Annotated in this window: 27 protein-coding genes; 13 read left to right on the forward strand and 14 right to left on the reverse strand. The window is 54.4% G+C overall.

Annotation, left to right across the window (positions count from 1 at the left end):
- The first annotated feature begins 15 nt into the window (after window positions 1-15).
- Window positions 16-870 (forward strand): DUF5694 domain-containing protein, encoded by an 855-nt coding sequence (locus LJ739_RS08325; RefSeq protein ID WP_229159117.1) that lies wholly within the window; start codon window positions 16-18, stop codon window positions 868-870.
- A 1,030-nt stretch (window positions 871-1,900) separates the two neighbouring features.
- Here the strand turns inward: LJ739_RS08325 and LJ739_RS08330 are convergent.
- The 3 genes from LJ739_RS08330 to fadR form a co-directional block, all read right to left on the reverse strand.
- The gene (locus LJ739_RS08330) at window positions 1,901-2,467 is read right to left on the reverse strand and encodes a hypothetical protein (protein ID WP_229159119.1); all 567 of its coding nucleotides are present in this window, start codon (window positions 2,465-2,467) and stop codon (window positions 1,901-1,903) included.
- Between the two features lie 81 nt (window positions 2,468-2,548).
- Window positions 2,549-2,902: a phasin-related domain-containing protein gene (locus LJ739_RS08335; RefSeq protein WP_229159121.1), complete on the reverse strand. Its 354-nt coding sequence runs from the start codon at window positions 2,900-2,902 to the stop codon at window positions 2,549-2,551.
- Between the two features lie 162 nt (window positions 2,903-3,064).
- The gene (gene fadR / locus LJ739_RS08340) at window positions 3,065-3,775 is read right to left on the reverse strand and encodes a fatty acid metabolism transcriptional regulator FadR (protein WP_229159123.1); all 711 of its coding nucleotides are present in this window, start codon (window positions 3,773-3,775) and stop codon (window positions 3,065-3,067) included.
- 253 nt (window positions 3,776-4,028) lie between these two features.
- On the opposite strand from fadR, the gene nhaB reads away from it, so the two are divergent.
- Window positions 4,029-5,609, forward strand: coding sequence for a sodium/proton antiporter NhaB (nhaB, locus tag LJ739_RS08345; protein ID WP_229159126.1), 1,581 nt, complete (start codon window positions 4,029-4,031; stop codon window positions 5,607-5,609).
- A 51-nt stretch (window positions 5,610-5,660) separates the two neighbouring features.
- On the forward strand, window positions 5,661-6,185 hold the full coding sequence (dsbB, locus tag LJ739_RS08350) for a disulfide bond formation protein DsbB (RefSeq protein WP_229159128.1): 525 nt from the start codon (window positions 5,661-5,663) through the stop codon (window positions 6,183-6,185).
- Between the two features lie 74 nt (window positions 6,186-6,259).
- On the opposite strand, the gene LJ739_RS08355 is transcribed toward dsbB, so the two are convergent.
- The 11 genes from LJ739_RS08355 to LJ739_RS08405 all read right to left on the reverse strand — a co-directional run bounded on the left by LJ739_RS08355 (window position 6,260) and on the right by LJ739_RS08405 (window position 16,329).
- On the reverse strand, window positions 6,260-6,754 hold the full coding sequence (locus tag LJ739_RS08355) for a YcgN family cysteine cluster protein (protein ID WP_229159130.1): 495 nt from the start codon (window positions 6,752-6,754) through the stop codon (window positions 6,260-6,262).
- Window positions 6,751-7,431: a fumarylacetoacetate hydrolase family protein gene (locus tag LJ739_RS08360; RefSeq protein WP_324254901.1), complete on the reverse strand. Its 681-nt coding sequence runs from the start codon at window positions 7,429-7,431 to the stop codon at window positions 6,751-6,753. The genes LJ739_RS08355 and LJ739_RS08360 overlap by 4 nt, the downstream gene beginning before the upstream one ends.
- Window positions 7,428-8,387 carry a lytic murein transglycosylase gene (locus LJ739_RS08365; RefSeq protein WP_229159480.1) on the reverse strand — a complete coding sequence of 320 codons (960 nt, stop codon included), beginning with the start codon at window positions 8,385-8,387 and terminating at the stop codon, window positions 7,428-7,430. Before LJ739_RS08365 ends, LJ739_RS08360 begins: the two co-directional genes overlap by 4 nt.
- Before the next feature lie 17 nt (window positions 8,388-8,404).
- Window positions 8,405-8,686, reverse strand: a complete 282-nt coding sequence (locus tag LJ739_RS08370) for a YcgL domain-containing protein (RefSeq protein WP_229159132.1) — start codon at window positions 8,684-8,686, stop codon at window positions 8,405-8,407.
- Between the two features lie 2 nt (window positions 8,687-8,688).
- Window positions 8,689-9,840 (reverse strand): ribonuclease D, encoded by a 1,152-nt coding sequence (gene rnd, locus LJ739_RS08375; RefSeq protein WP_407646764.1) that lies wholly within the window; start codon window positions 9,838-9,840, stop codon window positions 8,689-8,691.
- A 42-nt stretch (window positions 9,841-9,882) separates the two neighbouring features.
- Window positions 9,883-11,535, reverse strand: a complete 1,653-nt coding sequence (gene fadD, locus LJ739_RS08380) for a long-chain-fatty-acid--CoA ligase FadD (RefSeq protein WP_229159136.1) — start codon at window positions 11,533-11,535, stop codon at window positions 9,883-9,885.
- Window positions 11,536-11,681: 146 nt separating this feature from the next.
- Window positions 11,682-12,524, reverse strand: a complete 843-nt coding sequence (locus LJ739_RS08385) for an alpha/beta fold hydrolase (protein ID WP_229159138.1) — start codon at window positions 12,522-12,524, stop codon at window positions 11,682-11,684.
- 90 nt (window positions 12,525-12,614) lie between these two features.
- Window positions 12,615-13,211, reverse strand: coding sequence for a Slp family lipoprotein (locus LJ739_RS08390; protein WP_229159140.1), 597 nt, complete (start codon window positions 13,209-13,211; stop codon window positions 12,615-12,617).
- 78 nt (window positions 13,212-13,289) lie between these two features.
- Entirely contained in the window at window positions 13,290-13,610 is a 321-nt protein-coding gene (locus LJ739_RS08395; RefSeq protein WP_229159142.1) for a hypothetical protein, read from the reverse strand.
- Between the two features lie 117 nt (window positions 13,611-13,727).
- Entirely contained in the window at window positions 13,728-14,402 is a 675-nt protein-coding gene (tsaB, locus tag LJ739_RS08400; protein WP_229159144.1) for a tRNA (adenosine(37)-N6)-threonylcarbamoyltransferase complex dimerization subunit type 1 TsaB, read from the reverse strand.
- Window positions 14,383-16,329, reverse strand: coding sequence for an ATP-dependent DNA helicase (locus LJ739_RS08405; protein WP_229159146.1), 1,947 nt, complete (start codon window positions 16,327-16,329; stop codon window positions 14,383-14,385). Before LJ739_RS08405 ends, tsaB begins: the two co-directional genes overlap by 20 nt.
- Window positions 16,330-16,580: 251 nt before the next feature.
- Here LJ739_RS08405 and LJ739_RS08410 point away from each other — a divergent pair, with 251 nt between their 5' ends.
- The 10 genes from LJ739_RS08410 to LJ739_RS08455 are packed head-to-tail and all read left to right on the forward strand — an operon-like array spanning window position 16,581 to window position 23,964.
- On the forward strand, window positions 16,581-17,063 hold the full coding sequence (locus LJ739_RS08410; RefSeq protein WP_229159148.1) for a Na+/H+ antiporter subunit E: 483 nt from the start codon (window positions 16,581-16,583) through the stop codon (window positions 17,061-17,063).
- The gene (locus tag LJ739_RS08415) at window positions 17,060-17,347 is read left to right on the forward strand and encodes a monovalent cation/H+ antiporter complex subunit F (RefSeq protein ID WP_229159150.1); all 288 of its coding nucleotides are present in this window, start codon (window positions 17,060-17,062) and stop codon (window positions 17,345-17,347) included. Before LJ739_RS08410 ends, LJ739_RS08415 begins: the two co-directional genes overlap by 4 nt.
- Window positions 17,344-17,682: a monovalent cation/H(+) antiporter subunit G gene (gene mnhG / locus LJ739_RS08420; protein ID WP_229159152.1), complete on the forward strand. Its 339-nt coding sequence runs from the start codon at window positions 17,344-17,346 to the stop codon at window positions 17,680-17,682. Before LJ739_RS08415 ends, mnhG begins: the two co-directional genes overlap by 4 nt.
- On the forward strand, window positions 17,679-18,242 hold the full coding sequence (locus tag LJ739_RS08425; protein ID WP_229159154.1) for a DUF4040 domain-containing protein: 564 nt from the start codon (window positions 17,679-17,681) through the stop codon (window positions 18,240-18,242). The genes mnhG and LJ739_RS08425 overlap by 4 nt, the downstream gene beginning before the upstream one ends.
- Complete coding sequence (locus LJ739_RS08430; protein WP_229159157.1) at window positions 18,229-18,651, forward strand: Na(+)/H(+) antiporter subunit B; 423 nt, start codon at window positions 18,229-18,231, stop codon at window positions 18,649-18,651. The genes LJ739_RS08425 and LJ739_RS08430 overlap by 14 nt, the downstream gene beginning before the upstream one ends.
- Complete coding sequence (locus LJ739_RS08435; protein WP_229159160.1) at window positions 18,648-19,007, forward strand: cation:proton antiporter subunit C; 360 nt, start codon at window positions 18,648-18,650, stop codon at window positions 19,005-19,007. The genes LJ739_RS08430 and LJ739_RS08435 overlap by 4 nt, the downstream gene beginning before the upstream one ends.
- Window positions 19,004-20,521, forward strand: a complete 1,518-nt coding sequence (locus LJ739_RS08440) for a monovalent cation/H+ antiporter subunit D family protein (RefSeq protein WP_229159162.1) — start codon at window positions 19,004-19,006, stop codon at window positions 20,519-20,521. Before LJ739_RS08435 ends, LJ739_RS08440 begins: the two co-directional genes overlap by 4 nt.
- A complete protein-coding gene (locus LJ739_RS08445; protein WP_229159191.1) occupies window positions 20,521-22,008 on the forward strand; it encodes a proton-conducting transporter transmembrane domain-containing protein in 1,488 nt (495 codons plus the stop codon). The genes LJ739_RS08440 and LJ739_RS08445 overlap by 1 nt, the downstream gene beginning before the upstream one ends.
- A complete protein-coding gene (locus LJ739_RS08450) occupies window positions 22,005-22,298 on the forward strand; it encodes a hypothetical protein (RefSeq protein ID WP_229159193.1) in 294 nt (97 codons plus the stop codon). The genes LJ739_RS08445 and LJ739_RS08450 overlap by 4 nt, the downstream gene beginning before the upstream one ends.
- Window positions 22,285-23,964, forward strand: coding sequence for a Na(+)/H(+) antiporter subunit D (locus tag LJ739_RS08455; protein WP_229159195.1), 1,680 nt, complete (start codon window positions 22,285-22,287; stop codon window positions 23,962-23,964). The genes LJ739_RS08450 and LJ739_RS08455 overlap by 14 nt, the downstream gene beginning before the upstream one ends.
- Window positions 23,965-24,028: the final 64 nt, after the last annotated feature.

Genomic DNA, 24,028 nt, shown 5'->3' on the forward strand with positions numbered 1-24,028 from the left:
CAGGAGTTAACCGCAGTGAATGCACGTTTTTGCTTTGTTTTTTTCTGTGCGATGAGTTGGCTATCGGGGGTAGCGCAGACCAGCGCGTCAACTGAGCAACTCGATACCCTGGAAGCCCAGCTGAAAAGTTACGACCAGCTGGCCGATACCTCGGTAATGGTGGTGGGCACGTTGCATTTTTCCGCCTCCGTGCTGACCAAGGACAATCAGGATGCACTACAAGCCCTGGTTACACGGCTCGCCGACTACAAACCCACCAAAGTCGTACTGGAGTGGGAACCCAGGCAGCAAGCCATGGTGGACGAACAATACGCAGCCTACCTTAATGGCGCGTTCAGCATCAGCCAACGGCACAACGAGGTTTATCAACTGGGCTTTCGCCTGGCCAAACATGTTGGTCTTAAACGTCTACACCTGTTTGACGATCAGACGCCCTTTGACGGCACCCTGAACGGTTTTACTTTCGATGTGCTAAGCGATTATGCCAAGGCCCACGACAAAGGGTTCTATGACCGTCACGAGGCGCAACTTATTGAAACCTTTGAGCACAATGAAGCGCTGCTGACTGGTTTGAACCTGTACCAGCAAATCGCACTGAGAAACTCGTCCAGAGCACAGCACATCAACGCCCAGCGCATACACCTGTATGAAAACCGTATTGGTATTCAGGACAGCTGGCTGGGTCCGGACTGGCTGGGACGCTGGTACCGTCGAAACGTGCGCATGTCGAGCAATGTACTGGCCTTGGCTGAACCGGGCGACCGTATCCTGATCATTGTCGGTGACAATCACAAGTGGACGCTGGATTATCTGTTTGAACAAATTCCGGAGTTTACGGTTGACTCCAGTTGGCAGTGGTTGAAGGAGTGAGTCATCAAATGACCGGAAAGTGGACCGTTAACCACATCTGGGTTCAGGGGGCTGGTTTGTGCCAGTAATGGACGGTGACCCAAGTAAGTTTGCTACGAAGAATCGTCATCCTCGCGAAGGCGAGGACCTCCCACATTACCTGACTCACACGAATCAACACGGTTTTGGTTAGTCATCGACCCAATGGAGATTGCGGCCTTCGCCGCAATGACGGTAGCTTCTATCAACGCTTCCAAGGTCCACTACTCGCTCTACGCGCTCATATGCAGCTACGAAGAATCGTCATCCCGGCGAAGGCCGGGACCTCCTCGCATGTTATCGAGGAAGCAAACGGCGTAACAACACGTCCCTGTGGGTGGGTTCCAGCCGGTACTTTCGGCGTCTCTGTTTTTGTATCATCCAACCTAATACTGAGTAAGTCAGTACGTTGCAGACACGACTTGAAAACGTAGGCGTAACCCATCCCTGGTAACGCACCCAGCCGGTACTTTGTGCTTTCGGCATCCTGCCCTCAGCAAAAGTCCAGGTCGGGCATCCACTGCCCTCCCGTTCACCACTCAATGAGCTGCACGTTTTCGCTCATTGCGGGCGTGGTTCACCCTGTCGCGTCGTTGCGCGCCTTTCGGCGTGACGTAGTTTGCGGGTCTCGGAAATATCAACGTAACAACACGTCCCTGTGGGTGGGTTCCAGCCACATCATCCATGATGTGTCGTGCAGCACTCTCGCCGTAATTACCTATTACGGCTCGCTCGCTTCGCTCACCGTGCTTTACCCTTGCGCTAATCGCAGGGCCAGAGCATTGGAATGTCGTCTGCTTAGTCAGACAGCCTGACTCACCTTGCGCTACCTAAAGTGTCGTTGAAGTAGTCAGACAGTCAACTTCACCTTGCGCTAATCGCAGGGCCAGAGCGCCCTGTCGATTAGCACCCAATAACAAAAAAGCGCCCTGGGGCGCTTTGCAGTGTGGCTTTCCTAAAAGCACAAATCCGGTTCCGTCCGGTACTTCTTCTGCCTGTTGGTTCGGCGAGTTTACTGCGACGTTTTGTTAGTGCCAGTCGTCGACTTGCGGGTACGCGAGGTCGTTGACGCTGGCTTTTTCGCGCTGGTGGTCGACTTACTCGAGCTGGTTTTGCTGGTCGTCGATTTGCGCGTGGTCGCTTTGGTCGTACTCGCCTTGGTCGCCGTCGATTTGGTCGTCGCCTTGGCGGTTTTAGCAGCAGTCACCTTGCTTGCAGCCGCTTTGGCCGCTTTTTCCTCGGCCGCTTTTTTCTCTGCCAGTGTGGCTACCACTTCAATCAGGGCATCAACCTTGGCAGACAAAATGTCCAGGTTTTGTTCACGGGTACTTCCGTTAAACCCTAACTTGGCTTTCAGTGCAGCAATTTTATCTTCAATCATGGCCGGTACCTTGAGTTTTTCCAGCAGGGCTGATTCAACCTTCTCGCCACGGCTGATGAGCGATTGCAGCAGCTCCAGTCCGTTCTCATACAAGGCATCGGTTTTATCCGCAGCGATATCGCGAGAGTGCTCAACGGCGCCGGCGCCTGCGCGCAGGGTTTGACGACCCATGTCTTCGATTTTCTTGGTGGATTTCATACGATGCTCCTATGAATAAGAGGGGGAAACGGGCGAGTGGCCAATAGGCAAGCAGCGCCATGATGGCGCTGCTAACAGGTCTTACTTGGCAGCCAGCTTAGCAACAGCGTCAGTCAACGCGTCGATTTTGGCAGACAGCTCTTCAACTTTCTCGTCGGCGCTAGGCTTGTCCAGGCCCAACTTAGCGCGTACTTCGGCAACACGCTCTTCAACGTTGGTTTTGGCTTTGATTTTGTCTTTGGCTTCAGTTTCCAGCTTTTCGCCTTTAACAACCAGCTCGTCAAACAATTTGGTCGCTTCAGCGCTCAGCTTTTCATAGCGGCCTTGTGCTTCGTCGAAGCTCTTGCCGTAGGCGCCCAGGCCTGCCAACCAGATTTTACGAGCGAAGTCTTCAGCTTCAGATACTTTACCTTTGATTTGGTCTAACTTAGTCATGATGTGATCCTCATTTGGTGATTGATGACTAGGTTAGTGATGTAAATTAGAAACCGCATACTAAAACGGCATTTTTTTGAAAAGAATTTTTAACCATTTGAAATCAATAGAAAAATAAAAGGCGGCCTGAATGCCGCCTGAGGGTATGTTTGCGCACTGCGCTTAATCTACCAGGTCCTTGGGCATGTCACCGCGAATATCATTCCACACTTCGCCACTCTCGATACCGTAGGCACGGATGACTTTCGGCACCTGTTCGAAATTGCCGTCTTTGGCCAGGTTAATCAACGCCTGGTAATACTTGCGGGCAATGTCACGGGCACGTTGATTGGAGAAGTAGTAGCCACCGATGCGTGAGTACAAACCACGGAATCCGTTCATCATCAGCACGAACACTTTGTTGCCTGAAGCCATCGCCAGGTCATGGGTCACCCGATAATCATATTCGGCAAACGCCTTACCGTCTTCAGGAATGTCTTCATGGTCCTTGAGAATGTCGATAACCGCTTCAGGGTTGTAGCGCACCGCCGCGCGGATAAACACTGCGCTGACGTTGGTACGAGCGGCCAACAAGTGGTCGACCAACTCGGAAATGCCTTCCTGGTCGAGACGGGCCAGCGTTTCCAGGATGTTCAAGCCGGAGGTTTCCCAGAAATTATTCACTTTGGTCGGTTTGCCATGCTGGATTGTCAGCCAACCGTCGCGGGCAAGTCGTTGTAACACTTCACGCAGAGTGGTACGGGTGACGCCAATCAGTTCGGACAGCTCCCGTTCTGCGGGCAATATGGTGCCAGGAGGAAAACGTCCGCTCCAGATCGATTCGACAATGTACTCCTCAGCGAAACCTGCTGGACTCTGGGCCTTGTATATCATGCAACCGCTCACTCTCAACGTTGTTGTTATTATTTGCAGTAACTGATTGTACCAGATGATATTTGTCGGGAACAACGAAACTTTAACAACTTGTAAACTGGTTAAAATGGCTTAGCCTTACAACAAGGGCTTGCCTTGCGCCCGATATATCATCAATTAGTCGCTAAGCGGCAGATTTACCTTGCTTTTTCAGCGGGTTATTCGTAAAACAACGCTACCTAAATCAAGTAATGACTGACAAGGACACACGCCGATGCAGCTCTCAATGACGCAGGCCATCTATAAAAACTTTCTTGGTCACGCTCCGGAATGGTACAAAAACGTCATCGTTGCCTTTCTGTTGATCAATCCGCTGATCTTCATGATCAACCCGTATGTGTCGGGCTGGCTACTGGTGCTGGAGTTCATTTTCACCCTGGCCATGGCGCTGAAGTGTTATCCGCTGCAGCCAGGTGGTCTGTTATTGATTCAGGCTCTGATCATAGGCATGACCAGCCCTGAACACATGTACCATGAAATCAAAACCAACATCAGTGTGGTATTACTGCTGGTGTTCATGGTGGCGGGTATCTACTTCATGAAGGAGTTGTTGCTGTATCTGTTCACCAAATTGCTGATCAGCGTGCGCAACAAACGGGCCTTGTCCTTGTCCTTCATTGCCGCGTCAGCCTTTCTGTCAGCCTTCCTCGACGCACTGACCGTGATTGCCGTCATCATCGCCGTGGGTATGGGCTTCTACAGCATTTACCACAAAGTGGCCTCCGGCAAAGACTTTCACCATGAACACGATCATTCCAGTGATGACGATGTTGAACAGCCTTCCCGTGATGATCTCGACAATTTTCGCGCCTTTCTGCGTAACCTGATGATGCACAGTGCCATTGGTACGGCGCTGGGCGGCGTAATGACCATGGTGGGTGAACCGCAAAACCTGATCATCGCCGAAAAGGCGTCATGGGACTTTGTTGAATTCTTTATGCGCATGTCCCCTATCACCATTCCGGTGTTTTTCGCCGGACTGCTGACCGCATACGTGGTAGAGAGATTCCGCTGGTTCAGCTACGGTGCAGAATTACCCCACGTGGTACGTGACATTCTGGTCGACTACGCCACCCACATGGATAAGGCGCGCAGTAAACGTGACAACGCCCGCTTGTTGTTCCAGGCCCTGATCGGTGTCTGGCTGGTGATTGGCCTGGCGTTTCACATGGCCGAAGTCGGTCTGATCGGATTGTCGGTTATCGTCCTTGCCACCAGTACCAGCGGGGTTATCGAAGAACATGCACTGGGCAAAGCGTTTGAGGAAGCCCTGCCCTTCACATCGCTGCTGTGCGTCTTTTTCGGCGTTGTGGCCGTGATCATCGACCAGGGGCTGTTCCAGCCGGTGATCCATTGGGTACTGAGCTTTGAAGGCAAAACCCAGCTGGTGATGTTCTATCTGGCCAACGGCCTATTGTCGATGGTCAGCGACAACGTTTTTGTCGGCTCGGTGTACATTACCGAAGTCTACGATGCCCTTAAACAGGGCGACATTACCCGCGATCAATTTGATCTGCTGGCCGTTGCCATCAATACCGGTACCAACCTGCCCAGTGTGGCCACACCGAACGGTCAGGCAGCCTTCCTGTTCCTGCTCACATCAGCCATTGCGCCACTGCTACGCCTGTCCTACGGCACCATGGTGTACATGGCGTTGCCATTCACCGTGGTTTTAACCCTGGTCGGCCTGGCAGCAACCTATTACGGCTTGCACGACCTGACCGATGTGCTGTACAACCTGCACTTGATTGAGCACCACAGTGCAGCTGCGGCTGCCGAAGCGGCTGCCCATTAATCGCTGACGCCGCCCCCGGGGCGGCGCGTTGTAACGAAAAGGAACAAAACGATGTTTGGACTCGACCGCCTTGGTGCCCTCGCCGATAGTAAGCACGCCTGGGGCTGGCTGTTTTTTTCTGCGCTGGGCCTGGAGCTGACCGCCCTGTACTTCCAATATGGCATGGGCCTAGAGCCCTGTATCATGTGCATTTACCAACGGACTGCGGTATTTGGCGTCATGCTGGCCGGACTGGTACCGTGGTTAGCAAACAACTTCATCACCCGCGTCGTGGGTTTCGTCACCTGGGGCGTTTCCGCCATCTGGGGACTGTTGATTGCCATCGAACACGTGGACATTCAAACCGCCACCAACCCATTCTTTGCTTCGTGTGAGATCGTGCCTAATTTCCCGGCCTTCATGCCATTGCACGAATGGGTGCCACAAATGTTTGCCGCCACCGGCGATTGCGGCGACATTGACTGGCAATTCCTGACCTTGAGCATGCCCCAGTGGATGATTGTGATTTTTGCCATCTATTCGGCATTGTTTGGCGGCGTTTTGCTGTCACGGCTATTGGTGCGCAAAGCCCTGTAATCCGAATACTACACCCATGAAAAAGCCCGCAATTGATAGCGGGCTTTTTTATGCTGCTCGGTCACTTATACGGACTATTCGATGTCTTCCAGGGGCCATAAGGCGATATAGTCCTCGAAATGTTCGAGGTCAACCTGCGCCTCACTGACGGTCTTGCCACGCACCGACATGCCGGCTTTGTGCATGGCCGATTTCTTGCCCTTGTTCAACAGTGGATGCCATGACGGTAACCCCCTGCCCTCGTGCAAGCGCCGATAGCTGCAACTGGGCGGCATAAAGAAAATGTCTTTCAGGTTGTCCTTGGTCAGGGTGACACAATCTGGTACCAACGCTGAACGCTCAGCGTAGCGTGTGCAACTGCACTTTTTGGTGTCCAGCAGGGCACAGACAATGTTGGTGTAGTGGATCTGTTCGCCCTCTGTAATGTGATCGGTGGGGGCCAGTTCATCGGCTCCTTCATCATCAATAAACTTGTGCAAACAACACTTGGCACAACCGTCACAGATGGCTTCCCATTCCTGGGTGGTCATCTGTTCGAGGGTTTTATGTTCCCAGAATCGCTCGGTCATCTCCGGCCCTCCTGTGTAGTGACGTGGGTATCGATGTGGAAGTGCCCCTCCAGGGTCAGGCGCAGTGCGTCACCGTCCTGCAACGGACCCACGCCTTTGGGGGTGCCCGTCATTACCACATCGCCGGGTAACAGCGTAAACTGCTGACTGATATCACTGAGCAGATGGGGCATGTCAAACAGCATTAGCCGGCTGTCGCCCTGTTGTCGCACACTGCCATTGACCTGCAATGAAAACCCCAGCCCCTGCTGCCAGTCACACTGCGCTATGGGAACGAAAAAGCTGAGCGGGCAGGCACCATCGAAGGCTTTGGCGCGCTCCCAGGGTAACTGTTTTTCTTTCAGTTGCTGCTGCACACTGCGCAGGGTCAGATCAAGACCCAGCCCAATCCCCCACACTGCCGCCATGGCCTCTTCAGGCCGGGCATTGCACAAGGGTTTTGCGATCAGCAATGCCAATTCCAACTCGTTGTGACAGGGCCCGTGACCGACTGGAACACTGAAAGGCTGCTGCACTGCTACGGCACTGGTAGCAGGCTTCATAAACAGCACCGGCTGGTCGGGCGTCGCGTTGTTTAGCTCGGCAATGTGATCCGCGTAATTACGCCCCACACAGACGATTTTGCCCACTGGCAATGGCAGCGGCTGCCCCTGACTATCGCGGTGTTGATACATCATGCACCCTGCCGGATCTTTTCGGCCAGGTAACTCACCGAAACCCCGAAGTACTGGGAACGATTCCACTTCATCAGGGTATGAAAATTGTTGTACACCAGATAAATCCGCCCCTCAGGGCCATCAGGCATGATCAGCGACGCTTTCAGTTCCACCGCCGGTAATGGCGCACCGTTGTAGCGTGTCACACCAATGGCCTGCCAATCCGTCAGTGGTTTCATCTTGTCCTGGTTTAATCCAGCCAGCGATGCATCAAAGTCTTCAGGGACTTTCACCTGACGTCCCCAGGTGTAGTCCTCGTTCCAGCCTTCAGAAGCGAGGTAGTTGGCGATGGACGCAAACACATCGGCCGGTGTCGACCATATGTCCTTTCTGCCATCCTGATCGTAATCGACCGCATAATGCATAAACGAGGTCGGCATGAACTGGGTCTGGCCCATGGCCCCTGCCCAGGAACCTGTCATGTCATCGACAGAGCGATGCCCTTCATCAACAATGCGCAGGGCCGCCAGCCATTGCTGTTTGAAAAAAGCCTCCCGGCGACCATCAAATGCCAGGGTTGCCAGGGATGAAAACAACGGAAAGTTGCCCTGAATTTTGCCAAAGTTACTCTCGTTGCCCCACAGCGCCACAATAAACCGTGGCTGGACGCCATACGCTTTGCCAATCGTGGTCAGTAGCTCCCGGTGTTGTTGCCACTGCTGTCGGGCCGCATTAACCTTCCAATCCGGTACCCGGGTTTTCAGGTAGCGATCCAGGGTCAGTCGGGTTTCCGGTTGGTTTTTGTCCGCTTTCACCGCCCGATGAATGTAATGAATGTCCACCAGCACGGCGTCGATTGTTGCGGGTGAAATCCCCTGTTCTATTGCCGTTTGGGTGAGCTGGTTCACGTAGCTGTCAAACCCTTCAGGGTCTGGTTGTTGGGCGATACTGTGCACAGAAGCGCCCAACAATACCATGGCCAGCAGCAGCGCCCTCACGATTGCTCTCCGCTGTTTTGCGCCCTGAAGGCCTTGAGCAGATTTTCCTTCGGTGGCGGAAGTTGCAGGTAGTAACCCGGTGACACCAGCGCTTCGCGTAATTTCTGCTTGTCCACCTGGGCAAGTTTTTCCCGTTTATCCAGCGGAATAAGCATGACAAAACGGGGCGTACCAAAAGTCTCCATCAGTGCTTTGGGCACGGCTGAAAAATCGTCGCGCTTGGGCACGTACAAATAGGTTTCGTCTTTTTTCGGACTGCTGTAAACCGCAACCAACATGATCAGTGTTTTCCTCTCAATACATTGCCTAAAATGTCGTTCAGACCGTCCTCCAACAGCGGCTTGCGCCAGCTATTGAGTAGGTCCGGTGTCAGTCCCATCATGCGGGTTTCATCCTGGTCGAACCAACACCATTTCAATAACTGGCCAATCTGCTTTTTAGAACCCATGACTTCGACCGGTACCTGATGCTGCTCGGCCACACGTAAACACACCTGACGAATATCGCCGGCAATGCGCTTGTAGCCCGGGTATTCAACTAACCGCTCGACCGGCGGCGGAAACTGCTCCGGGGGCGTATTGCGGCATTCATCGACCAGCGCCAGCAACGTGTCGCCGTGCTTGCGGATCTCCTGTGGTGTGATCCCCGAAATTGCCGCTAAACCGCCTTTGTTGGTGGGCAGACGCCGCGCGATCTCGACCAGATTGTGTTCGCGGATGACGAAATTGAGTGCCATATCCCGTTGCCGGGCGACATTCAATCGCCACTTTGCAAGGTGCTGCAATGCAAACAGATTGCGCCCCCGCAATTGCCAGTTGTTCTTGATCCCCAGATACGCCAGTTCAGGGGGCATGGCGGTGCGTTTTTTGTCGCACAGGTGAGCCATTTCGGCAAACACCCAATCCAACTTACCGGCGGCGGTCACCCGCGCTTTCAGTTCAGGGTATAACTGGTACAGATACCACACGTCATAGGCGGCATAATCACACTGTTGTTCGGACAGTGGACGGGCCAACCAATCAGTACGGGACTCGCCTTTATCGACCTGAATGCCGAGCATCGCTTCGACCAGATTGGCATATCCCAACGTCGCTCCCATGCCTGCCAGGCAGGCGGCAAACTGGGTATCGAAGATGGGTGCGGGGGTCACGCCCAACGCATGCCAGAAGGTCTCAAGATCCTCGGAACAGGAGTGCAGCACCTTGACCACCGTGGGATCGACGAGCAATGCAACCAATGGCTCAAAATCGTCGATATCCAGCGGATCGACCAGTACCAGCTGTTCACCGTCATACAGTTGAATGAGACCCAACTGGGGGTACAGGGTTCGCGTGCGGACAAACTCGGTGTCCACAGCAATTGCGTCTTTGTGACTGGCCTTTTGACAATAGTCGGCAAGCGCCGCATTGGAACGAATGAAGGTATATTGCATCATGAATAAAAAAGCCGGCAATTGCCGGCTTGAGTCCTGTGGTTAGTCCCGTAAAGCCTTACGCAGGATCTTACCAACATTTGTCTTCGGAAGCTCGTCCCTAAACTCAACAAATTTAGGGACCTTGTATCCGGTCAGGTGTTGGCGACAATGTTCGATCAGCGCCTCTTCGCTCAGCGCGTCACTCTTACGCACAGCAAACAGCTTCACCACTTCACCGGAACTGGGATGCGGCACACCAATGGCTGCCACTTCAACCACCAATTCGTGCATGGCTGCCACTTCTTCCACTTCGTTGGGGAACACGTTAAAGCCGGACACCAGGATCATGTCTTTCTTGCGATCGACAATGTAGAAATAACCCTGATCATCTGCCTTAGCAATGTCACCGGTGGCCAACCAGCCGTCCTGCAGAATTTCATCCGTGGCTTCCTGACGATTCAGATAGCCTTTCATTACCTGCGGGCCTCGCACGTACATCTCGCCCGGTTCGCCCATGGCCACTTCATTGCCATCGTCGTCGCACAGCTTAATTTCGGTCGACGGTACCGGCATCCCGATAGAACCACGATACTTATCCAACGTCGGCGGATTCACTGTAACGACCGGTGAGCATTCGGTCAGGCCGTAGCCTTCCAATAACACCTTGCCGGTGACTTGCTCCCATCGTTCAGCAACCGGGCGCTGCACCGCCATACCACCACCCAAGGCAAACTTGAAGTTGCGGAAGTTTAATTCCTCGAATCCCGGGGTGTTCAACAGGCCGTTGAACAACGTGTTAACGCCGGTGATGACCGTAAACGGGTGTTCACCGAGGGTTTTGACAAACCCCGGCATATCGCGCGGATTGGTGATCAACAGACTCGGACAGCCGAATTTCACGAAGGTCAGACAGTTCGCCAGCAGTGCAAAGATGTGGTAGAGCGGCAACGCGGTTACCACCAACTCTTTGCCGGGCTCGATCACGGTTTCCAGAATGCCGGAGACCTGTTCAAGGTTGGCGACCATGTTGCGGTGGGTCAGCATGGCCCCTTTTGATACACCCGTTGTACCACCGGTGTATTGTAAAAACGCCAAATCACTGCCAACCAGTTCTGGCCGGCTGTAGGACAGTTTCGCGCCGCCCGCGACACAATCATTGAAACGCACCGCGCCGGGCAGCGAAAACGCCGGGACCATCTTCTTGATGTATTTGACCGCAAAATTGACCAGCCAGCGTTTGGGTGCAGGTAACATGTCTCCCAACTGGGTCAGGATCACCTGCTTGACGCCGGTGTCGTTGATCACGTCGGCCAGCGTACAGGCGAAGTTTTCAACGATGATGATGGCCTTGGCACCGGAGTCATTCAATTGATGCTTGAGCTCTCTGGCGGTGTACAGCGGATTAACATTCACCACCGTCATGCCCGCACGCAGGATACCGAACAATGCGACCGGGTACTGCAAGATATTTGGCATCATGATCGCAACAGGATCGCCTTTTTTCAGCCCATTTCCCTGCAAGTAAGCGGCAAATTGCTTAGACAGCTGATCAAGTTCGGAAAACGTGATTTCGTGGCCCATATTAATGAACGCCACATTGTCAGCGTACTTTTCCACGGACTGTTCGAAGATGTCTACCAGGGATGGGTAATGGTCAGGATCAATTTCAGGCGCCACTCTAGGGTCATAGTGCTCGAGCCAAATTTTTTCCACGGTGCCTCCACGGGCTAATTTGTTATTGGTTTGGTTCCTTGCTGTTCACACCAGACAACTGGTCAGGCCTGAACAATAGTGGCTGCAAGTCTACCCAAAGGATCTCAGGATTTAAACATCTGTTTAACACTTCAGGTTGCAACTTTTCACTGGTTATTCAAAAAGTAGATGATTTGCTCCGCAACGTCTAGGGGCGCTTCCAGGTGCAGGTGATGTCCCCCCGGACACGTTGTGCGGGTTAACGACTTGACCCATCCCTGGCGACGTTCGGCATTGGCTTTGACCTTTTCAAACCCTTGCTCGCCGTGGATAAGGAGCATCGGACAGGCAATGCCGTTTAAGATGGCCTCGGCCTGCTCTTCCGTCAGACGCAAACTGGAGATGGTGCGCAGGCGTCGATCAGTTCGCCAGCTAAGCTGCCCTTCACGTTCTTCAATATTGCGCTCAACAAGAATACGCGCCGCCTCTCGGCCCATATCACCTGCTAATGCGCGAGCCCGCACGGCTGATTCAAAGTCTTCGGGATGCTTGGCTTCCCGATGAGCCATCGACAAGCGGCTCTCGATGGAACGGCGCAGCTGATCGGTGCTGGTTGACGCATGCTCGGTGAGCGGGCCAAACGCCTCTATGCTGATCAGGCATTTTACCCGCTCTGGGAAAACAGCCGCATAAATACTGCCTAAAATGCCCCCCATGGAATGGCCCAGCAAGATAACGTCAGACCACCCCTGCTCCACCACACAGGCGTGAATGTCCTGCACGAAATCCATCTGGTGATAATGGGCGTCAGGACTTCGATGACTGGACATGCCATGGCCCGGCAGATCCAGTGCCACCACACAATAGTCCTCCAGCATCGGCGCCAGGTGCGTGAATGTCGCGGCATTGTCCAGCCAACCGTGCAGCGCCAGGACCAGAGGCTTGTCAGTTTGTCCGAATTGAATACCGGTTATTGTCAGGTGCGGCAGCGCGATACGAATGTCCTGCATGAATCTCCTTGAAGCGAAAAAGCGGCAATCACTTGCCGCTTTTCTACCATCATTTGCCGCCTGACGGCAAACTTGTGTCATCGTGCCGACTTATTTGGCCTGCGGTTTGGGGGGCTTGGCAGGCGGTGTTGACGGCCCGGTCGGCCCGGTGGGGCGTGAATGAATGATGATCCGCGGTGGAAATGCCCGATAAGGCCAACCGTAATAGGGGTAATAAGGCCACATGTTCAGGCTTTCGACGCGCACCGCCTTTTTGTCGGTCCACAAATGGTAGCCTGATGCTTCAACGGTAGGGAACACATAAGGGTGCTCACCGACCATGCCCTGCTCAACGCCCTGGGCCACGCCCAATACGGTGATTGCCCGGCCCTGCTCATACACCATCGGATCAAGGAAGCCCTTCACGTAAACACGAAAGCGTCCCTGGCTGTCATTACTGGTCATGGGACGACCATAATTGCGCAGCGGGTAGTGCAGGATTTCCAGTTGAGTGCGCTCCGGTAGGTTTGTAACACTGGCGATCACGCCCCCCCAACGCACCTGTTTACCGGTTGTTTCCTGTGGGTGACCGGCGACTTCAGCATAGGACAGCAGCGGAGCATTGTCCGCCGTCTGAATACTGTCAGGAAAGCTTGCACAGCCCGACAGCAGCACAATACCGGCAACCAACAACAAACGTAACGACATAAGACACTCCAGCGAGGTGGGAATTGATTTTAGTATGCTCAGTGTAACTGAATCGACGCTGAATTGAAGGTGTCAGGGTCAGGCGTAGGTGTCAACACCGAGCAGGCGTTGCAACTCTTCCCGTTTGTCTTCTCTGGCCAAGGTCGTGTAGGCCTCCAATGCTCGCTGCGCCTTGGGTTGGCGAGCCTCACTGCTGATCTGTGGTTCATTGGATTGCTGCTGTGCCAGTAACACGCCACGGGCAAACGCGCTGGGGTCACGTTGCCGTTGGGGTGCGTCAGAGACCGCGTCAGTGCCCTGTGAAGGTTGTGCAATGTCACGGGTACGTGGCACATCCCGCTGCACCAACGGTGCTTGCGTGCCTAACCCAACATTGGAAAGTGAATTATCGATATCCACCGAACGTGTCTGCCCCTGTTTAATTACATCATGGGCGGCGAGCAGAACATCGAAGCCAACGCCTGTACACCGCCATTACTGCGAAATTAACGCAAAAATCGTTCCACTATTTGAAGACTATTCCCGACCAGGCAGCTTCTTCCAGGTCACCTTGTCACGCAGATAAACCGGTTGAATATCACGTGCCATAGCACCCTGCCCGGCGGCCAGCGCAGCGTTGGCAAACGGCAGCATATAGCGTGCATCCGGGTACAACACGTCACTGACACCCCCCAGTTCCGCCAATACCGGATAAGCAGCCCAACCGGTGCCCGCTTTGGCCACTGTGACATCCTGCAATTGCTGCAGTGCCATGTCCGGCGGCAAAACTGCTTCTTCGCCGACCAGTGTCATCACACCATCATTACACTCAAATTGACCAAAGTAGACCTCGTCCATGCGCGCATCGATGGCAACCGCCACCCGTTGTGCGCCGGTTTGGCTATACACCTGCTGGGCCATTGCGGACAAGGTCGACACACCGGCCACCGGCAAACCGGTCCCCAGGGCCAACCCCTGGATCATACCCGTGGCAATACGAACCCCGGTAAAACTGCCCGGACCGCGCCCGAACGCCAGCCCGTCCAGTTCGGCCAGGGTTACGCCGGCCTCAGACAACACTGACTCAACCATTGGTAACAGGCGCTGGCTGTGCTGCTGCGGGGTCAGGGCGAATGCGCCTGACACCTGGTCATCATAGTGCAACGCAACAGAGCAGGCTTCGGTGGCGGTATCAATCGCTAGTAGTTTCATTGTTCTTTCCTTCCTCGCGCAAATCGCGCAAAAACTGCAATGCGGTGTCCAGCGTGCGGGTGCGGTGCATCGGCGGCAGGCTGGCTACAAAGGTTTTACCGTAATCACGGGTGATCAGACGGTTGTCACAAATCACCAAAACGCCTTTATCCGTCGCGTCACGGATCAACCGCCCTGCGCCCTGCTTCAGCGTGATCACGGCCTGGGGGATCTGTAGCTGGCCAAACGGGTTGCCCCCCTGTCGCCGACAGTCTTCAATGCGTGCCTGCAGCAACGGATCATCCGGTGACGCAAACGGCAGCTTATCAATCATCACACAGGTCAGTGCATCGCCACGCACATCGACCCCTTCCCAAAATGCCCCGGTACCCAGCAACACCGCATGAGGGTCGGCGAGGTATTCCTCCAGCAATGCCCGTTTGGTGGTGGTACCCTGCACCAGAATGGTGTTGGTTACCCGCTCCCGCAAACGTTCCGCGACCAAACGCAACATGGCGTGGCTGGTAAACAGCAAGAAGCAACGACCATCACTGGCTTTAACCAGTTGCGCGGCAATATCAAGCAAGGTTGCCGCCATCTCACGACTGTTGGGTTCCGGCAAATAGCGGGGCACACACAGAATCGCCTGTTGCGGATAGTCGAACGGACTGTCCAGCGCCAGCGTCTGCGCATCATATAAGCCCATCTGGCGCTGAAAATGATCAAACCCCTCACCCACTTTGAGGGTAGCTGAAGTAAATATCCAACTGCATTTGGCTGCCTTGACGTTGGCGGCAAACTTGTCGGCGATGCTCAATGGCGTGAGGTGCAGCGTGATATGCCGTAAGGTGGTTTCATACCACAAGCTGACGCCGGTCTGCTGGGTGTCTGTCAGTGTCGCCAGACGCTGCTGAATTTCAACGATACGATCGTACACCGTGTCGAGTTCTTTATCCCTTCCAAGGTGAATCTTGATCACTTCGTAGAGCACCTTCAAGGCACTTTCCAGCATCTCCAGTTGCTTCTGTATCACCGGTTCCTGGCATTTTTGCCGCCAGTTGCCGCGCTCTCCCTGTTCACCGAATTGAAGGCGTAGATCGGACGCAGCCACCTTACACTTTTCCGCCGCGCGCTGCAGTTGCTGGGCGTCCTTTAGCACTGTGCGGTACAGCAGTTCGATGTCTTTGGCGAGATCATGGATCTGACGGGTAGACAGCGCTTCTCCGAAATACTCGCTGGCAACATCGGGTATTTGGTGCGCTTCGTCGAAAATGATCACGTCCGCTTCAGGAATCAACTCACCAAAGCCGGTGTCCTTAAGGGCCATATCGGCAAAAAACAGGTGGTGATTGACCACCACCATGTCAGCATCCAGTGCGTTGCGGCGGGCTTTGACCAGATAACAGTCTTCGTAATCCGGGCAGTCTTTGCCCAGACAGTTGTCAATGGTCGAGGTGACAAACGGCAACACCTTGGCATCCTCTGCCAGGGTGGTCAATTCACCGATATCGCCGCTTTTAGTCGAGGTTGACCAGGCTTTGACTTCCGACAGTTCATCCAATACCTCGTCATTGACTAACGTACTGTTGCCGCCGTGCATCGCCAGACGATGCAGACACAGGTAGTTCGATCGCCCTTTCAGCAAGGCGACATGGGCACGGCTACCCAGGGCCTTTTTCAGTACCGGCACATCCCGATGGAACAACTGCTCCTGTAGGTTCTTGGTACCGGTAGAGACAATCACCTTGTCGCCACTTAGCAGCGCCGGGGCGAGGTAAGCAAAGGTTTTGCCGGTACCTGTGCCGGCCTCCACAATCAGGCTTTGCTGCGCTTCAATGGCTTTTTCCACTGCCAGCGCCATGTCAGTCTGGGCTTGACGGGGGGTAAAACCGGCAATGTTTTCGGCCAGTTGGCCGGTGGCGGCAAAAAGGTCCGCGACCTTGGACATAGCGTGCTCTATGTGACAGAAAAGTGCCGCGATTATGCCAAAAATCAAACCGCTTTTCAGTCCTTTACGGGATAATTTTTCGAGACCTGAATAATTCGCAAACTGTATATTTTTCGTCCAAACAGGACCTAAAACACTTGGCTTGGCCTATCACTTTCATCTAAGGTAGTAACAAAATTTTAACCTTGTCATTGCCCCGACAGGCGAAAACATACCCGGGCAAACCGTTGTTCTGATGGGAGTCGAGTACCGTGAAACACCTGCTAAATTTGGGCATCATCCTGGCAATTCTGTGGCTGGTTATGTCAGGTCACTTCACCCCCCTGCTGATGTCGCTGGGGTTGTTGTCAGTGGTTATCTGTCTGTTCATTGCCCACCGTATGGATGTGGTAGACGGACACAGCCACCCGGTTCATATGAGCTTCAAACTGATACGTTTCTGGTTGTGGCTGGGGTGGCAGATCATCTTGGCCAACATTGACGTTGCCGCGCGTATTCTGGGCTTTAAACCGATCAAGCCACAGCTCATTGCCGTGCCGCTGTCGGATGAAGGTGAACTGCACCATACCATTTATGCCAACAGCATTACCCTTACACCGGGTTCGGCCAGTGTTCACATGCTCGATGATCACCTTATCGTTCATACCATCAGCGCCGAAGGCGCCGACGAGTTGCTGCAAGGCGACATGGCCAAACGCATTCCTACCGATCGCCAAGGAGCAAACAACGCATGATCACTCTGTTTAGTGCCGGGGCCATCGCCGTCATGGTCACCATGGCGCTGGCCGTTGCACGCGCCATTGCAGGCCCGACCATTTTTGATCGTATTCTGGCCGTCAACATGTTTGGCACCAAGGCTGTGCTGTTAATTGCTCTGTTCGCATTTATCTCCGGACGCATGGATGTACTCGACATTGCCCTGCTCTACTCCCTGTTGAATTTCGTCGGTGTGATTGCCGCGTTGCGTCTGGTGCAGCGCGGTAAAGGGTTTGCTGACGAACATGAGGACCGCGCATGAACTGGATAGATATCATCACCGGCATCTTTATCAGCATTGGCTGCGTGTTCGGCATCATCGGCGGGATTGGTATGCACCGGTTACCGGACTTTTACAGCCGACTGCATGCCGGCGGCCTGACCGACACCCTGTGCAGTTTTATGATCCTGTGTGGTCTGGCACTGCAAGCCGGGCTCACCCTGGCCGCCGCAAAACTGTTACTGATATTTCTGTTCCTGTTTTTTACCAGTCCGACAGCGTCTTACTCACTGGCCACCAATGCCTGGCAATACGGTCTTCGTCCGCAAGGCACGCCAAGCCAGCCACGTACATCTGATGGAGGGCAGATAGAATGATAAGCCTCGTCATTGATATCGTATTGTTGTTGTTCCTGGTCGTCATGGCTTTTGCCATTTTGCGAATGCACCACCTGCTGGCTGTCGCCATGCTGTTCGGATTGTACAGCCTGTTGGTCGCCGGGGTGTTTACTGTGCTTGATGCGCCGGATGTCGCCTTCACAGAAGCGGCTGTGGGCACCGGTATTTCCACGGTACTGATGCTGGCCACGCTCGCAGCGACCCGTTCAACCCATGAGCGACGACGTAAAGGCGTTGCCTGGATGCCGCTGTGTATATGCATCGCAACCGGCGCACTGCTGATCTACGGCATTCATAACATGCCCAACCTGGGCGATCCCACTGCGCCCCAGCACACCGAAGTTGCAAAACGGTTTATTGAGTCCGGTCAGGCCGAAACCGGGGTTCCGAACCTGGTGACAGCGGTACTGGCCAGCTATCGGGGATTCGACACCCTGGGCGAAGTCACCGTGGTATTCACCGCAGGTATTGGTGTCATGCTATTGCTGGTGCGCCGCGAGAAACCACGTATCCGAGGAGAGCAGCATGACGCAAAATAGTATTCTGCGCACCATTGCCAAGTTCCTGCTGCCGATCATCCTGCTGTATGCGTTTTATGTACAGTTCCATGGTGACTACAGCCCCGGCGGCGGCTTTCAGGCGGGGGTGATTTTCAGTTCAGCGTTTTTATTGTACGCCCTGGTGTTTGGCCTCGATGCCGCCGCCAAGGTAATGCCCGATTGGGTGCTCAGCACCGTGGCCTGCCTTGGCGTGCTGTTGTATGCCGGCACCGGCATCGCAGGGATGGTATTCGGGGGCGAATTTCTGAACTACTCGACCCTGGCCAGTGAGCCGGTGGCGGGTCAACACCTGGGGATCATTTTGATAGAGCTTGGGGTAGGGCTGACCGTGGCGTCAGTCATGTTGATCATCTTTTTCACTTTTGCCAGGAGGATCCGCACCCAATGACGGACTACATTCTGGGACACATCAACTACTGGATCATCGTTTTGTTGATGATGATCGGCCTGTACACCATGATGAGCATGCCCAACCTGGTCAAGAAAATGGCTGGCATGAGCGTGTTCCAAACCGGGGTCATTTTGTTGTACATCAGTCTCGGCAAAGTCGAGGGCGGCACCGCGCCGATCATCGATGACGGCTATGTACTGTATGCCAACCCGTTGCCTCAGGTACTGATGCTGACCGCCATCGTGGTTGGCGTTGCCACTACCGCGTTGGGATTTGCCCTGATCGTGCGCATCAAGGAGGCCTACGGCACCCTTGAAGAAGATGAAATTGCAGCCATGGATGATAGCGAATGACCTCAACATTGTTTACTGATCATCTTGCCGCCTGGCTGGTCATCTTGCCGCTGCTGTGTGCACCGGTAATGGTGCTACTCAACCGTTCCAAGCTGGTGTGGCTACTCAATCTGGTGGTTAGCGCAAGCTGCCTGATCATCGCCTTACACATCTTGTGGGATGTTTCCACCGGTACCGTTATCCACTACGCCATGGGCGGATGGACGCCACCATGGGGCATCGAATATCGAATAGACGGTCTGAATGCCCTGGTGGCGGTGATTGTTTCCGCCATGGCTACCGCCTGTGCCGTGTATGCCCGCAAGAGTGTCGAGCAGGAGATTTCCGTTCATGTACACGGCCTGTTTTATGCCGCTTTTCAGTTGTGCTTCCTCGGTTTGCTGGGGATTGCGCTGACCGGTGATATCTTCAACCTGTTTGTGTTCCTGGAAATTTCCTCGCTGGCCTCTTATGCCCTGATCGCCATGGGTCGCAACCGCAAAGCCCTCAACAGTGCCTTTCATTATCTGATCCTCGGTACCTTGGGCGCGACCTTTTTCCTGATTGGTGTCGGGCTGGCCTTTGCCGCCACCGGTACCCTCAACATGGCAGACATGGCGTTGTCTCTGCAGGACGCCGCAAACACCCCGCTGCTGCTGACCGCGTTCGCGTTGATTGTCGTCGGAGTGGCCCTCAAAGCGGCCATTTATCCGCTGCATTTATGGCTACCCGGCGCATACGCCTATGCCCCTTCCGTGGTCAGTGTGTTTCTCGCTGCAACGGCAACCAAAGTAGCCATTTATGTGTTAATCCGCTGTCTGTTCAGCGTGTTTGAACCTGACTACATGCTGGACACCTTTTTGCCGGACATTCTGGTGGTATTGGGTGGTGTCGCCATCCTGTATGGCTCGCTGCGCGCCATCTATCAGGAAGGCATGAAGAAAATGCTGGCCTACTCCAGTGTGGCCCAGATTGGCTACATGGTGATGGGCATAGGTTTTCTCAGCGCCGCCGGCCTGACCGCCAGTTTGCTGCACATGTTCAATCATGCGCTGATGAAAGGTGCCATGTTCATGGCCGTCGGACTGTTTGTGTACCGGGTCAACACCGCCACCTTCGACAACCTCAAAGGCATGGGCCGTGAGATGCCCTACACCTTCTTTGCCATGGTATTGGCGGCCCTCAGTCTGGTAGGCGTGCCAGGTACAGTGGGCTTCGTCAGCAAGTGGCAGCTGTTGCAGGCGGCGCTCGAAAACCGCCACTGGGGTATGGTGATGATCATCTTGCTCGGCTCTCTGATGGCGGCGATTTACGTGTGGAAGCTGATCGAAGTACTGTACTTCCAGCAACCGGAAAAGCTGCGTGTCCAAGGGGTGAGTTCAGGCTCCGAACGCATTGGTCGCTCTCCCGCCGGGATGGTCATTGCCTTATGGGTAATGGCGTTGGGTTGCGTGTATTTTGGCTTGGATACCGACTTATCACTGCACAGCGCTCAGTATGCTGTGACTGAATTACTACAGGGGCGAGGTAACTGATGGATGATGCGCTGTTGTTGCTGCTGACCATGGTGTTGCCCTTATTGGGCGCCATCGTCATCAGTCGTCTGGGCCGCTGGCCGAACATTCGCGAACTGGCCGGCGTGCTGGTTGCCGTGGCGTTGTTTGCCGTGGTACTCAATCTGTATATCGATTTCAGGCTGGGTATGACAGCCTCGATAGTACTGGCAGAACCCTTTGACGGATTACCACTGGCATTCAGCCTGAACACCCTTGGATTGCTGTTCGCTCTGGTGGCCAGTGGTTTGTGGATTGTTACAACCATTTATGCCATCGGCTACATGCGTGCCCACCATGAAGGGCACCAAACGCGCTTTTTCGCGTTTTTTGCCGTCTCCATTGCCGCGGTCATGGCGATCAGTTTCTCTGACAATCTGTTTACCCTGTTCGTCTTTTATGAGTTGCTGACCCTGGCAACCTATCCGCTGGTGACCCATTCCGGCACACCGGAAGCGCGCCGTAGTGGCCGCATATACCTGACCGTGCTAATGGGCTCTTCCATAGGACTGTTCCTGTTTGGTTTGTTGATTGTCTGGTCGCTGACCGGCAGTCTGACCTTCACACCCGAGGGGATCCTCAAGGGGCACATTGACGATGTCTGGGTCGCACCGCTGTACCTGCTGTTCGTGTTTGGTATCGGTAAAGCGGCAGTGATGCCGATGCACAAATGGCTGCCTGCGGCGATGGTTGCGCCGACACCGGTCAGTGCGTTGTTGCATGCTGTGGCTGTGGTTAAGGCCGGGGTTTTCACCCTGCTGAAAGTCACCCTTTTTATTTTCGGTCCTGGGCTGTTGTCTGACAGTGGCGCAGTGCAATGGCTGATCTGGTTGCCGGTGTTTACCATCCTGATGGCGTCATTGATTGCCATGACCCGCGATAATCTCAAAGAACGGCTGGCCTATTCTACCATCAGCCAACTGAGCTACATCGTGTTGGGCACCCTGCTGGCCAACGAAGCCGGGCTGTTCGGAGCGAGTCTGCACATAGTGATGCACGCGTTTGCCAAAATCGCACTGTTTTTCGCGGCGGGCGCCATTCTGGTAGCGGCGCATAAAACCCGGGTCAGTGAATTGGACGGGCTGGGCGTTGCCATGCCAATCACCTTTGGCGTGTTCATGATAGGCGCCCTCAGTATCATCGGACTGCCCCCCTTTGGCGGCATGTGGAGTAAATGGTACCTGGCACAAGGCACACTGGATTTTGCCGGACCACCGCTGGCGCAATATGTGTTGCTGGGCACCTTGATGGTCAGCTCGCTGCTGAACATCGCGTATTTGCTGGAAATCCCGTTTCGGGGATTCTTCAAAAAAGCGCCAGCCGACGATGGTCACCATGGCGGCGAAGCGCCGCTGCCCTGCCTGGTCGGTCTGGTACTGCCAGCAGCCTTTTGCGTGTACCTGTTCTTTTCACCTGAACCGTTTTTTGACCTGCTGCAAGCCGGTGCCAGCAGTGTGGAGGTGCCATGACCCCGAATACTGATCCGAACGAAAAGCCGGGCTTTTTTGACAAGCCCAGCAACGTGGCGTGGATCCTGCGCATTTTCTACGCCTTGTGCATTCTGCTGTTTGTGACGGATTTTGTGGTTCACCGTCACATTTACACCTCGTGGGAAGAAATTCCTGCGTTCTACGCCTTGTATGGTTTTGTGGCCTGTGTCGTGCTGGTACTCATTGCCAAGCAGATGCGCCATGTACTGATGCGCAGCGAAACCTACTACGATAAAGACACGGAGGAAGAATCACATGTGGATCGTTGATCTTCCGCCATTTCTGCCATTTTTCATCGGCGCCATCATTGCCCTGTTGTTGCCACCGAAGTTGCGTCCGGTGTTCATGCTGCTGATCCCGGTGTGGGGCGGACTGAACCTGTTTTTCACCCACAGTCTGAGCCAGGGTGTTAACTGGCAGTTGATGGGCTTCACCCTGGAGCTGATGAACGTTGACAAGCTCAGCGTGATGTTCGGCTACCTGTTCCATATCGCCGCGTTCCTGGCTTTACTGTTTGCCTTACACGTCAAGGACCCATTGCAACAAATTGCCAGTCTGCTGTATGCGGGCAGTGCATTGGGGGCGGTATTCAGTGGTGACCTGCTGTCACTGTTCCTGTTCTGGGAATTGCTGGCGTTGACCTCCGTATGGCTGGTACTGGCCCGCCGTACCGACCGCGCAACCCGCGCGGCCATGCGTTACCTGCTGCTACAGGTATTGTCCGGCGTACTGTTGCTGGCAGGCGCGTTGCTGCACTATCGGGATACCGGCAGTCTGTCGTTCGACCACATTGGTTTGTCGTCGGTCGCGTCCTGGTTACTGTTCATTGCTTTTGGGATCAAGGCGGCGTTCCCCGGCCTGCACACCTGGCTAACGGATGCCTACCCTGAAGCCACGGCCACCGGCACGGTGTTTCTGTCGGCCTTTACCACCAAAGTGGCGATCTTTGCGCTGGCACGGTGTTTTGCCGGGACAGAGTTGTTGATTTACATCGGTGCGGCCATGACGTGCTTCCCGATTTTCTACGCGGTGATCGAAAACGATTTGCGCAAAGTGTTGGCCTATAGCCTGATCAACCAGCTCGGTTTCATGGTCTGCGGTATCGGCATCGGTACCGCGCTGGCACTCAACGGCGCCGTTGCGCACGCCTTCAATGACGTCATTTTCAAGGGCTTACTGTTCATGACCATGGGTGCCGTTCTGCACCGGGTCGGGCATGTGCTGGGCTCCGATCTGGGCGGTCTGCACAAGACCATGCCGCGCACCACGATGTTTTGTATTGTCGGCGCAGCCTCAATTTCGGCCTTCCCATTGTTCAGCGGTTTTGTCAGTAAGAGCATGGTCATGGCGGCATTGATTGAACAGGGGCATGACATTTTGTGGTTGATGCTGTTGTTTGCCTCTGCCGGTGTGTTCCACCATGCAGGGATCAAGATTCCGTTCTTCGCCTTCTTTGCCCACGACAGTGGCCTGCGCCCCAAAGAAGCGCCGCTGAATATGCAACTTGCCATGTTTGGCGCAGCGGTATTGTGTATTGCCATCGGCTCAAATCCCCAATGGCTGTATCAGTTGCTGCCGTGGGAAAACAGTTATGTGCCTTACGACCTGACACACACCTTAACCCAGTTGCAACTGCTGTTCTTCAGTGCGCTGGCGTTTGTGTGGCTCAATAAACAAGGCATGTACCCGCCCGAGCTGCGCAGTGTCAACCTCGACATGGAGTGGTTTTACCGGCGCCTGTTGCCGGCGACGGCTACCCGGGTGCGGGGCGTCGTCAGCACCCTGTGGTGTGGGCTGCGGGATTGGGTGATGGATCACTGGCATGCGATGCCGCAAATGTCACCGTCCTCCTCCTATTCAGCCGCACAACTGACCCGGCGTATGGCGGCGGTACTGGCAATCCTGCTGTTGCTCAGTTACCTCAGCCTGCCTTAAGGACACTTTTTAGCAAAAGGGCGCACAAAAAGTGCGCCTTTTTTGTTGAGGAATTTTTCAAACC

It is taken from the genome of Fluctibacter halophilus (assembly GCF_020687825.1).
In the GTDB taxonomy this organism is placed as follows: Bacteria; Pseudomonadota; Gammaproteobacteria; order Enterobacterales; family Alteromonadaceae; genus Fluctibacter; species Fluctibacter halophilus.